The sequence below is a fragment of the Actinoplanes sp. NPDC048791 genome (assembly GCF_040650095.1).
GTDB lineage: Bacteria > Actinomycetota > Actinomycetes > Mycobacteriales > Micromonosporaceae > Actinoplanes.
Genome location: NZ_JBEZGQ010000198.1, coordinates 1 through 11021, shown reverse-complemented (window position 1 = coordinate 11021; position 11021 = coordinate 1). Strand labels below are relative to the sequence as shown.

11 protein-coding genes are annotated in these 11021 nt (G+C 71.9%); 7 read left to right on the top strand and 4 right to left on the bottom strand.

The annotated features are described in order from the left end of the window. Positions 1–63: 63 nt before the first annotated feature. Positions 64–552: an NUDIX domain-containing protein gene (locus AB0C29_RS17010; RefSeq protein WP_360821146.1), complete on the bottom strand. Its 489-nt coding sequence runs from the start codon at positions 550–552 to the stop codon at positions 64–66. Positions 553–573: 21 nt separating this feature from the next. Continuing rightward, positions 574–1416, bottom strand: coding sequence for an LLM class flavin-dependent oxidoreductase (locus AB0C29_RS17005; protein WP_360821144.1), 843 nt, complete (start codon positions 1414–1416; stop codon positions 574–576). Between the two features lie 125 nt (positions 1417–1541). Between AB0C29_RS17005 and AB0C29_RS17000 the strand changes: the two genes are divergently transcribed. Then, positions 1542–2366, top strand: a complete 825-nt coding sequence (locus AB0C29_RS17000) for an ATP-binding protein (protein ID WP_360821142.1) — start codon at positions 1542–1544, stop codon at positions 2364–2366. A gap of 102 nt (positions 2367–2468) precedes the next feature. Further along, positions 2469–2981, top strand: a complete 513-nt coding sequence (locus AB0C29_RS16995; protein ID WP_360821140.1) for a GNAT family N-acetyltransferase — start codon at positions 2469–2471, stop codon at positions 2979–2981. Here the strand turns inward: AB0C29_RS16995 and AB0C29_RS16990 are convergent. Both AB0C29_RS16990 and AB0C29_RS16985 read right to left on the bottom strand, forming a co-directional pair. Then, complete coding sequence (locus AB0C29_RS16990) at positions 2971–3528, bottom strand: NADAR family protein (RefSeq protein ID WP_360821138.1); 558 nt, start codon at positions 3526–3528, stop codon at positions 2971–2973. The genes AB0C29_RS16995 and AB0C29_RS16990 overlap by 11 nt on opposite strands. A gap of 151 nt (positions 3529–3679) precedes the next feature. Then, complete coding sequence (locus AB0C29_RS16985; protein WP_360821136.1) at positions 3680–4636, bottom strand: YafY family protein; 957 nt, start codon at positions 4634–4636, stop codon at positions 3680–3682. A 62-nt stretch (positions 4637–4698) separates the two neighbouring features. Here AB0C29_RS16985 and AB0C29_RS16980 point away from each other — a divergent pair, with 62 nt between their 5' ends. The 5 genes from AB0C29_RS16980 to AB0C29_RS16960 all read left to right on the top strand — a co-directional run bounded on the left by AB0C29_RS16980 (position 4699) and on the right by AB0C29_RS16960 (position 10993). Further along, positions 4699–5679, top strand: coding sequence for an ATP-binding cassette domain-containing protein (locus AB0C29_RS16980; protein WP_360821134.1), 981 nt, complete (start codon positions 4699–4701; stop codon positions 5677–5679). 3 nt (positions 5680–5682) lie between these two features. Beyond that, on the top strand, positions 5683–6420 hold the full coding sequence (locus tag AB0C29_RS16975; RefSeq protein ID WP_360821132.1) for an ABC transporter permease: 738 nt from the start codon (positions 5683–5685) through the stop codon (positions 6418–6420). 147 nt (positions 6421–6567) lie between these two features. Then, positions 6568–7671 carry a magnesium and cobalt transport protein CorA gene (locus tag AB0C29_RS16970; RefSeq protein WP_360821130.1) on the top strand — a complete coding sequence of 368 codons (1104 nt, stop codon included), beginning with the start codon at positions 6568–6570 and terminating at the stop codon, positions 7669–7671. After that, entirely contained in the window at positions 7668–8174 is a 507-nt protein-coding gene (locus AB0C29_RS16965; protein WP_360821128.1) for a GrpB family protein, read from the top strand. Before AB0C29_RS16970 ends, AB0C29_RS16965 begins: the two co-directional genes overlap by 4 nt. Positions 8175–8431: 257 nt before the next feature. Next, positions 8432–10993, top strand: coding sequence for a lipopolysaccharide biosynthesis protein (locus AB0C29_RS16960; protein WP_360821126.1), 2562 nt, complete (start codon positions 8432–8434; stop codon positions 10991–10993). Positions 10994–11021 lie beyond the last annotated feature (28 nt).

Genomic DNA, 11021 nt, shown 5'->3' with positions numbered 1-11021 from the left:
CGCGGCCCGGCGCGGCGCAGCCAACAAACGGGTCGGGCCCGGCCGACAAACGGTCAGCGCAGGTCAGGGCTGGTGGATGGCCGGGGCGCTGAACCAAGCGTCCGCACCCGGCGCCAGCGCGTATTCGATGCGCCGGCGGTTCAGGTCGTTGATCGGGGGCAGGTCGCCCAGCTCGAACCAGCCCACCGCCAGCGACTCGTCGTCGTTCACCCGGGCCTCGCCCCCGACCGCCCGGCAGCGGAACGTGATGTCGACGAATTCCGTCTCGTCGCCGTTCGGGTACGTGTTCGGCGGCTGGGTCAGCACGCTGGTGATCCGTTCCGGGACCACGTGGACGGCCGTCTCCTCGTACACCTCTCGGACGACCGTCTCCGCCGGCTGCTCGCCCGGGTCCATCGTGCCCGCGATGAGGGCCCAGGTGCCGTTGTCGGCGCGCCGGCCCAGCAGCAGCCGGCCCGCGTCGTCGAAGACCACCGCGGTGACGCCCGGCAGCAGCAGCATCCGGTGGCCGATGACTTCGCGCAGGCTACGAAGGTATGGCGAAATGGGCATGTCGGACAAGATAGTGCAGATTCAGCCGACCAGGGGGCGTACCTCCGTCGCCACGGCCCGGACGAACGCTTCCGGGTCCGGGTCGTCCACCGTCGGCTGGAGGACCACCGTGGTCGCACCCGCCTCAGCGAAGCGCTCGACCGTCGCCGCCACCGCCTGGGCGTCGCCCGCCACTCCCGGGAAGTCCATGCCGTAGCGCTCCTGCTGGCGGGCCATGCGGTCAGCCGCCGTCGGGCCGAACGCCGCCGGCAGGAAGACGACGAGCTGGTGGCCGTCCGCCCCGCCGATGTGCTCCCGGGCCGCTCGGACGCCCTCCGGGGAGGTGCCGCCGGTCAGGATCGTGCCGTCGGCCAGCTCGCCCGAGAGTTGCAGGGTCTTGGGACCGGTCGCGCCGATGAACAGTGCCGGCGGCTGCTCCGGGGGCCAGTCGAGCTTGACCTCGGCCAGCCGTACGTAGCGGCCTTCGGCGGTCACGGTCTCGCCGCGCAGCAGCTCCCGCAGGGCGGTGGCCTGCTCCCGCAGCATGGTCATCGGCGACGCCGCCTTGACGCCGACCTGGGCCATCCACTCCTGCACGCCGTGCCCGACGCCGATGATCGCGCGGTCGCCGAACATCCGGTGCAGCGTGGCGACCTCCATCGCGGTCAGGGCCACGTTGCGCAGGGGCGCCGGCAGGATGCCGATGCCGACCCGCAGCCTCGTCGTCCAGGCCAGTGCGGCCGCGGCGGCCGCGACCCCGCTGTTCAGAAAGCAGTCCTCCCACAGCCAGAGCTGTTCGAGGCCGGCCTCGTCAGCGGCGCGGGCGATGCTCCGCAGCCGCTCGGGCGGGTTCTGGGGCAGAAAGATGGCACCTAGTCCGGTCACCCGCCCATCCTCCCTGGCCGAGCCGGCCGATTGCACCCGTACGGGTGAGCTTCGTTGACCGGCGGCGGACAGCGGCCGAGACTGCCTGATACCCGGACCGACGTGTCGACTGAGGAGCCGAGTCCATGGAGGAGAACCCTCCGTACCTGTTCCTGCCCGCGCTCGACGGGGCCCGCGCCCAGGTCTCGGTCACCGCGGACGTCGACGGGGCGGTCATCGACATCGCGGTACGCGGCGACTGGCATCCGCAGCTCGGCGCCACGGTGGCCCTGGAGATCGGTCGCTGCCTGGCCGAGAGTCCCGCCGCCATCCTCATCGACGTGGCCGGCGTGACGGACCCGGCGGCCGACAGCGTGCCGGTGTGGTTGTCCGCCACCCAGGCCGCCGCGGCCGCCGATCCGCCCGCCCGGCTCGCCCTCTGCCTGCCCGCCGATTCGCCGCTCGCGCACCGGCTGGGCCAGATCGGCGCCCAGCGCTACCTGCCGGTCTTCGCCTCGGTCGCGGAGGCCCGGGAGTCGCTCACCGGCAGCCGCCCGCTGACCGACGTGGTCCGGATGCGCCTGCCACCCTCGCCTGTCTCCCCCGGCGTCGCGCGCAATCTCGTCGGCGGCGCCTGCCACGCCTGGAACCTCGCCCCGCTGCTGCATCCCGGCCGGGCCGTGCTCTCCGAGCTGGTCGCCAACGCGGTGGAGCACGCCCGTACGGAAATGGAAGTGTCGATCTCGCGTCGCGGCACCGCGCTGCACCTGGCGGTCCGGGACCGCGACCCCACACTGCCGCGGATCATCGACCCCTGCCCGGTGGAGCCGGGGCTGCCGCTCAACGAGCGCGGGCACGGCCTGCGCGTGGTGCACGCCGACTCGGTGGCCTGGGGTGCCATCCCGACCGCGGGCGGCAAGATGGTCTGGGCCACGGTCCGGGACCGCGCGGGTCACCGCCGCCGGTGGTGACCGGCGGGCCGGCCCCGGCGGGGTCAATCTGCCTCGCACGAACGCCACTGCCAGCGACTCGGTAACCGGCGGGCCGGTCCCGGCCGGGTTAACCTGCCTCGCATGAGCGCGAGCGTCCGGGCCGCCACCGCCGGCGACGTGGCGGCCATCTGCCGGGTCTGCACCGACGCCTACCGCGACACCTACGCCGGCCTGCTGCCCGGCGACTACGTCGAACGGGTCATCGGGGAGTTCTACAACCCGGAGCGGGTGGCCGGGGAGATCGCCGCGAGCCCGCCCGGCTGGCTGGGCTACCAGGTCGTCGAGGAGAACGGCCGGGTGCTCGGCGCGGCCGGTGGTGGCACGACCGCGCCGGGCGTCGGTGAGCTCTTCGTCATTTATCTGGACCCGGCCGAACGCGGGCGCGGGCTCGGCACCCTGCTGCTGAACAGGATCATCGAGCAGGTGACCGAGCTCGGCGCCGACGAACTGTGGGCCTCCGTGGTCGTGGACAACGACAAGGGCATCCCGTTCTACCGGGCGCGCGGCTTCGAACAGCTGGGCAAGCGCAAGGCCTACGGAGCCGGTCCGGAGGACGACGTGTGGACTTGGCGGATGCGCAAGCTCATCCCCTGAGCTGCTCACGGGCCGCCATCAGGGCGAAGCCGAGCAGATTGAGCCCCTGCCAATGGGCCGGGTCGGCCGTGCGCTCGTCGGTGGCGGCCAGCCCGATGCCCCAGATCCGGTCCGTGGGACTGGCCTCGACGAGGACCCGCTCCCCCGTGCCGACCAGGAAGTCGCGCAGCTCGGGACGCTGGCCGAACTTCGCCACACTGGCTTGCGTGACGATGGACCAGCGATGCTGGACCCAGGTCGCCTCGTCGAAGCCGCAGACCCGGCGGCCCAGCATCTTGGCCTGGCGGGGGTGGCTGGCCGCGACGATGAGCCGGGCGGTCTCCTCGTCGCCGAAGAGCAGCGCCTTGCGCCACATCATGTAGTGCTCCGCCGAGCTGAACCGGACACCATCCACAGTGAACGCCGACGGCCACCACTGGCTCAGGCAGCCGGTGCCGATGCTGCCGTCGCGCTGCGGCCGGTGGCCCCAGAAGAAGACGTATTTCAGCCGCCGGCCGGAGCGGGCCAGCTCGATGACGTCGTCGACGGTTTCCGGTACCTCGTTCACGACCGGAAGTATGCCGGTCACCACCGACATTCTCAGCCGGGTTTCCCCGGATCCGCCGGGGGTGCCGGGCGTCGGCGACGCGAAAAAGTGTCGTACCCGGTCGATAGGTTTCTCGTGCGGATCGGCGCCACGGGGGCGCCGATCCGTCCAGCTACCGGTCGGCTCCGCGCAGCAGGGTTTCGCCTGCTGCGCGGACCTGATCGCGTAATTCCGGAGGTGACTCCACTGTGAAGTCGGCGCCCAGCATGCCCAGCACCATGACCGGCCAGCCGAGGTCGTCCACGTTCATCCGCAGCCGGCAGCTCGCCGCCGACTCCGGCTCCACCGTGCCCCACTGGCCCACGAAGCTCCGCACCTCCGGCGCGGGCCGGCCGATGACGACCGACACCTCGTAGCGGTTCGGCACCGCCGCCAGCCGGGAGCGCATCCAGGCCACGGGGTCGCCGCCGGGGATCTCGCGGGGGCGGAAGCGGGCGCCGGTCAGCTGGGGCGCGGTCAGCCGGTCGATCCGGAAGCTGCGCCAGTCACCGCGGTCCAGATCCCAGGCGACCAGATACCAGCGGCGGCCGAGCGAGACGAGGCGGTGCGGTTCGACGTAGCGGGAGGACTCCGCGCCTTCGCGGGGTGTGTAGGCGAAGCGCAGCCGCTCCTCGCCGCGGCAGGCGAGGGCGATCGTGGTCAGGCTGGCGGCGTCCAGGGTCGGGCCGCCGCCGAAGACCCCGGGCGCGGTCGCCGCCTGTAACGCGTCGATGCGCTTGCGCAGCCGGGGCGGGAGCAGCTGGATGACCTTCGCCAGGGCTCGCACCGAGGTCTCCTCGAAGCCGGCCACCGCCCCGGCCGCCGCGGTGCGCAGCCCGACCGCGATGGCGACCGCCTCCTCGTCGTCGAGCAGCAGCGGTGGCACCGCCGCGCCCGCCTGCAGTTGGTAGCCGCCGGCGACGCCGCGGGCCGCGTCGACGGGATAGCCGAGCTCGCGCAGCCGGTCGACGTCGCGGCGCAGGGTCCGCGGGCTGACCTCCAGCCGGTCCGCCAGCTCGGTGCCGGGCCAGTAGCGGTGGGTCTGCAGCAGGGAGAGCAGCCGCAGCATCCGGGCACTCGTGTTCGCCATGTCGTCAGTCTGCCGTCGATTGCGGTCAGAAAGTGGCCGCATCTGCTCCTAGCGTGGTTCCCATGATTGAGACACACGAGCTGACCAGGCATTTCAAGGACGTGCAGGCGGTACGCGGGATCAACCTCACCGTCGCCCCGGGTGAGCTGGTCGCGCTGCTCGGCCCGAACGGCGCCGGGAAGTCGACCACCCTGCGCATGCTCACCACGCTGATCCCGCCGACCTCCGGCACCGCCCGGGTCGCCGGCCACGACGTGGTCCGCGCGCAACGCGAGGTACGCCACCGGATCGGCTACATCGGTCAGGGCAACGGCGCCGCGCACAGCCAGCGCGGCCGCGACGAGCTGATCAGCCAGGGTCGCGCGTACGGGATGAAGGTGGCCGACGCCCGGCGGCGCGCCGCCGAGCTGATCGAGTCGCTCGACCTCGGTGCGGTCGCCGACCGGACCGTGTCGACGCTCTCCGGCGGCCAGCGCCGCCGCCTGGACATCGCGATGGGTTTGATCCACGCCCCCGAGCTGCTCTTCCTCGACGAGCCGTCGACCGGGCTGGACCCGCAGAACCGGGCCAACCTGCAGGAGCACATCGTCGAGCTGCGCGAGCGGTACGGCACGACGATCGTGCTGACCACCCACTACCTCGACGAGGCGGACGCGATGGCGGAACGGGTCATCGTGATCGACCACGGCCGGATCATCGCCGACGACACCCCGGCCCGGCTCAAGGACGAGCACGTCGGCGATCGGATCGTCCTCGGCTTCGAGCACGAGACCGACGCGGCGGCGGTCGCGGCCCGCGTCCCGCACAAGTCCCACAAGCACGGCACCGAGGTGACCATCTCCGTCCCCGGAGCGCCCCGCCTCGTCACCGGCCTGCTCGACGACCTGCGGGCCTGGGGGCTGCCCCCGGCCGAGGTCGAGGTCAGGCGGGCCACGCTCGACGACGTCTTCCTCCAGCTGACCGGCCGCAGCCTGCGCGAGGGCGGCGCCGCCCGGTCGGCCGGGGACACCGAGGAAACCGCACCCGCTCTCGTGGAGGCCTGAGTCATGACCAATCTCGTCACCGACACCGGCGTGGTCTTCAGCCGCGAACTGCGGCCGGTCCTGCGCAACCCGTTCACCGTCGTCTTCGCGATGGTCCAGCCGCTGGTCTTCCTGGGCCTGTTCGCGCCGCTGCTGCCCGACGATCTGAGCCTGCAGTGGTTCGTACCCGGCATCGTGGTGATGTCGTGCCTGTTCGGCACCTCGATGACCGGTTCCAACCTGCTCTTCGAGATCCAGACCGGATCGCACGAGCGGATGCTGGTCACCCCGCTGCGCCGGCCCGCGCTGCTGATCGGCCGGGCGCTCAAGGAGATCGTGCCGGTGGTCGTGCAGGCCGCGGTCATCGTGGCGATCTGCCTGCCGTTCGGCTTCGACCTGCACCTCGGTGGCGCACTGCTGGGCCTGGTCATCCTCTCGGTCTTCTGCCTGGGGCTCGGCTCGCTGTCGTACACGCTGGCGCTGGCGGCGAAGAACCAGGAGTGGTTGTTCTGGACCGTGCAGCAGACGCTGCTCTTCCCGCTGTTGCTGCTCGCGGGCATGCTGCTGCCGGTCGAGGCCGGGCCGGGCTGGCTGCAGGCGCTGTCGAAGTGGAACCCGCTGACCTACGTGGTCGACGCGGAACGGGCCCTGTTCAACGGCGACGTCTGGGCGTCGACGACCGTGACCGGCGCGATCGCGGCGGCCGTGGTGGGCGCGTTCGGCCTGCTGGTCGGCACCCGGGCGATGCGTCGCTCGGCCTGATCCGGGCGGCCGGGCGGTACTCCTGGCGCGGGCCCGGCCCGCGCCGGTGCAGGATCCGAACCCGGTACGGGCACACGGTGCGGCACAAGCGGGCGGTCAACCGTTACGGTCATCCCGGACGGTCGGCGATCGATGGGGGAACCGCGGATGTTCGGGTTGCGGCGGCGCGAGACGCGCTCCCTTCCGCGTACGCTCGGCCGGCTCATCGAGGGCCTGGCCCGCCCGGTGCCCGCCGCACCGGAGCAGAGGCGCAGCAATCCCGACGCCGTCGTCGACTGTGCCGTGTATCACGCCGGTGCGCGCCGGCCCGGGCAGCTGCACTACGCGCACGCCGTCCGCCAGGCGCACCGGCAGAAGGACGCGTTCGTCTGGCTCGGGCTGCACGAGCCCGACGAGCCCACGATGGCCGCGATCGCCCGGGTCTTCGGCCTGCACGAGCTCACCGCCGAGCAGGCCGCCGCGGCCGGGCACCGGCCCGCCGCCGAGGTGATCGGCGAGGTCACCCGGCTCGTGCTGCGCACCGCGCGCTACGTCGAGCACGAGGAGCTGACCGAGAGCTCCGAGGTGGTGGACACCGGCGACGTCACCGTGCTGATCGGCGACCGTTTTGTCATCACCGTGCGGCACGGGGCCGCGGGTGCGCTGCGGCCGGTCCGCCAGGAGCTGGAGCAGCGGCCCGCCCTGCTGGCCGAGGGTCCGTGGGCGGTCGCGTACGCGGTCAGCAGCCGCATGGTCGACCTCTACCTGGAGGTCGCCGCGCACGTGGAGCACGACCTCGAGGCGCTGGAGGAGGTCTCCTTCTCCGCCAGCAAACCGCCCGACATCGCGCACATCTACCAGCTCAAACGGGAGATGGTGGAGTTCAAGCGGGCGGTGCTGCCGCTGCAGGAGCCGTTGCAGCGGTTGCTCGACCGCGACATCGTGCCCACGGGGCTGTATCCGTACCTGGTGGATGTGCGGGGGCGGCTGAACCGGGCGGTGGACCGGGTCGCCGGTTTCGATGATCTGCTGAACTCGATCCTGCAGGCCCGGCTCGCGCAGGTGTCGGTGGACCAGAACAATGACATGCGCAAGATCGCGTCGTGGGCCGCGATCGCCGCCGTGCAGACCGCCATCGCCGGCATCTACGGGATGAACTTCGAGTTCATGCCCGAGCTGGGCTGGCGATACGGCTACGCGGGCGTGCTGCTGCTGATGGCCGGGGCCGCGGTGGTGCTGCACCGCCGCTTGAAGAAGGTGGGTTGGCTGTGACGATCGCGGAGCCGGATCAGCGGTGGGCCGACCTGGGCCGGCAGGCCTGTGTCGTGCTGGCCCCGCTGTTCCTGGCGGTCGAGCACGTCGGCAGCACCGCCGTGCCCGGGCTGCCGGCCAAACCGGTGATCGACCTGATGGCCAGCCTCGAGGACCTCGACGACGTCAACACCAGTGCGCTCGGGACGTTCGGCTACCGCAGGGGGCCGACCGACATGCCGCAGCGCCTCTTCTTCCGGCGTGAGGACTACGACAGCACGGCGTACCACCTGCACGTCGTCACGGCGGAGAGCTGGCCGGTGCGCAACGAGCGGTTGCTGCGCGACTACCTGCTCACCCACCCCGCCGACCGGGACCGGTACGCCGCCCTCAAGCGCGAGCTGATGGACAAGTTCGGGCCCGGGGACGCGTACACGCGGGGTAAGACCGGGCTGATCCAGGAGCTCACCGACGCGGCCCGCGCCGAGCGGGGTCTACCCTCCGTGCCGGTCTGGGAGGAGTAGGCCTCCCGCCGTGTGCCGGCTCACCCGCCGCATCGGACGTTACGGCTGTGACCAGGCATAACGCCTGAGGTCCCAGGCGTCTCAAAGATCCACCGAACGGTCCCGGACCCGTCCCCCGGTCCGCAGGTTCTCCACTCCGGACAGTGTGCGGAGTGTGCACCACTCTGCCGTGGCAGTCGAATACTGCGGGTAACTACCGTTTGGCTTCGATCACTGCACTGGGGGCGGTAGTAGTGGAAAGTACGGTCACCGAGGTAGTGCCGGAAAGCCTGGATCCAGGACCGGAGGGTCCGGGTCGTGGTGGCCTGGTCACCGTTCTGCGCGGGCATCTGGACCTGTTCCTGAACGCCGGTTCGCTGATGGCCACGACGGCGATCACGTCACTGTTCGGCTTCGCGTACTGGTGGCTGGCCGCGCGTACCGCACCGGCCGAGGCCGTCGGCCAGGCGTCCGCGGCGGTCTCCGCGATGACGCTGATCGGCACGATCGGCATGTTCGGCATGGGCACCATGCTGATCTCGGACCTGCCCGCGCTGCGCGGCCGCAAGTGGGAACTGATCTCCACCTGCCTGCTGGTCGCCGGCAGCGCCGCGACCCTGGGCGGGCTGATCTACGTCGCGCTCGCCCACCTGGCCGTCCCCGGCCTGCAGAACGCGCTCGGCAGCACGGCCGCCACCGTGCTGCTGGTCTTCGGCATCGCGCTCAACGCGATGACCCTGGTCCTGGACGAGGCCCTGGTCGGGCTCCTGCAGGGACCGTTGCAGCTGATGCGCAACGCCTGGTTCTCGGTGGTGAAGCTGATCCTGCTCGGCGTGCTCGCCGTGCTGCCGCTCACCCTGACCGGCGGCGAACTGCTGCTCACCTGGATCGCCGGCATGGTGCTCTCGGTGGTGATCCTGGGCCGCACGCTGCGGCGCAAGGGCATGGTCGATTCGGTACGCCCCCGCGTGTCGCTGCTCCGCGGCCGGGGCCGGGCGACGTTCGACCACAACCTGCTGAACCTGGCCACCTACCTGCCGCGCGCGGCCCTGCCCCTGGTCGTCACCGCGGTGCTGTCGGCCGAGGCGAACGCGTCCTTCTACACCGCGTTCATGGTGCTGTCGTTCCTGGCGATGGTGCCGGGCAACGTGGCGCTGACGCTGTTCGCGGTGGCCAGCGGCGACAAGGCCGCGCTGCGCTCCAAGGTGCGGATGGGCCTGCTCATCTGTCTCGGCGGCGGCCTGCCGGTCTCGCTGATCGTGGTGTTCTTCGCCAAGCCGATCATGGGTCTGTTCGGGGCGAGCTACGCCGAGTCGGCCGGCACCGCGCTGATGATCCTGGCGCTGACCTACGTGCCGTTCGTCTTCCACCACTTCTTCCTGGCGATCTCCCGGGTGCAGGGCCGCGTCCGGGGCGCCGGCATCTTCTCGGTCTTCGCCGGCATCGCCGAGCTCGTCGCCGCCTGGTACGGCGGCAGCCGCGGCAGCCTCACCGACCTCGTCACCTGGGTGGCAGTGGTGATGGCCGTCGAGATGGTGCTCGTCGCGCCGACCGTGCTGCGGGTCGTCCTCGCCCGCCCGCCCCTGGAGGAGAACATCATGTCGACCACCAGCCTGACTCTGCGCGAACGCGCCTGGCTGCCGCTGGAGTACATCCGTACCGTCGGCCCGCTGACCGGGGTGACCGCCGAGCGGTTGCGGACCGCCCTGATCGGCCTGCACGCCGCCGACCCGACCCACCGGGCGGTGTCGCGCCTCGACCGCGCCGGCGCCAAGTGGCTGCACATGGACGCGGCCGCGTTCGCGGCCTACGTGCGGGAGGCGGTCACCGACCTCGGTGACGGGCCGGCCGACTTCGACGCGATGACCCGCGAGCTGCAGGCCGAGCCGCGCGGTCACCACCCGGTGCGGATCCTGGCCGGCGGCGGGTACGTGGCCATGAAGGTGGCCCACGCGTACGGCGACGCGGGCCCGGTGAACACGCTGCTCCGCGAGCTGATCCGGGCAGCCGGCGAGGAACGGGCCGCACAGATCGCCCCGTCCGTCCGGCACCGCTGGGCGCTGCCGAAGGCCTGGTGGAAGCAGTTCGGCACCAAGCCGGGCCGGTGGAAGCAGGGGCTGAGCTTCGCCCGGCCGCCGCACCCGCAGGAGTCGCCGACGCGGCCGTGGACGCCGGGACTGACGGTGGAGACCGCCCGCTCGGCGGAGGTGCTCGGCAAGATGCGCACGTGGCGTGACCAGTACGCGCCCGGCGTCACCACCTCGGCGATCACGTTCGCCGCGTTCACGGCGGCGCTGCGCGAGCTGGGCCTGAACCCGGACCTGTCCGGCGGTACGTTCCTGGCCGACGCGCGACGCTACGTGGACCAGGGCGTCAGCATCGACAGCAACTTCTGCATGGGCCCGTTCCTGAGCCCGCCGAGCCTGACCGACCCGCAGGCCATCCACACGACACTCAAGGCGGAGCTGGCCACCGGCCGGATCCTGACCATGATGCTGCTGCGCGAGGGCAAGATCGCGGTGGCCGGCGCACCGGGCCTGCCGGACGCGTACCCGTCGGAGGCGGCGATCGAGCCGCGGCCCCGGCTGACGTTCAGCAACCAGGGCCGGCACGACGTGCTCGCCGACCTGCCGTGGGCGGTCGACGCCGCGGGCCGGGTCAACCAGAGCGTGCCGACGCTCAACGGCCCGGAGGGCATCACGCTCACCACGTCCGAGATGGGCGGGGTGCTGCACCTGGAGGCGACGTTCCACGCCTCGACGTACGACCCGGCCGTGGTGGCCCGGGCGCTGGAGCTGGTCTGCACCGACCCGGCCGCGCTCATCATGGCGACCCGCTGAGGGACGAGGACTTACGCGCGGCCGGCCG

What these genes read in the sequence shown, in the direction of transcription:
- AB0C29_RS16975 (WP_360821132.1), top strand. Translation starts at nt 5,683, where the DNA reads ATGACCAATCTCGTCACCGACACCGGCGTGGTCTTCAGCCGCGAACTG.
- AB0C29_RS16980 (WP_360821134.1), top strand. Translation starts at nt 4,699, where the DNA reads ATGATTGAGACACACGAGCTGACCAGGCATTTCAAGGACGTGCAGGCG.
- AB0C29_RS17010 (WP_360821146.1), bottom strand. Translation starts at nt 552, where the DNA reads ATGCCCATTTCGCCATACCTTCGTAGCCTGCGCGAAGTCATCGGCCAC.
- AB0C29_RS17000 (WP_360821142.1), top strand. Translation starts at nt 1,542, where the DNA reads ATGGAGGAGAACCCTCCGTACCTGTTCCTGCCCGCGCTCGACGGGGCC.
- AB0C29_RS16985 (WP_360821136.1), bottom strand. Translation starts at nt 4,636, where the DNA reads ATGGCGAACACGAGTGCCCGGATGCTGCGGCTGCTCTCCCTGCTGCAG.
- AB0C29_RS16995 (WP_360821140.1), top strand. Translation starts at nt 2,469, where the DNA reads ATGAGCGCGAGCGTCCGGGCCGCCACCGCCGGCGACGTGGCGGCCATC.
- AB0C29_RS16970 (WP_360821130.1), top strand. Translation starts at nt 6,568, where the DNA reads ATGTTCGGGTTGCGGCGGCGCGAGACGCGCTCCCTTCCGCGTACGCTC.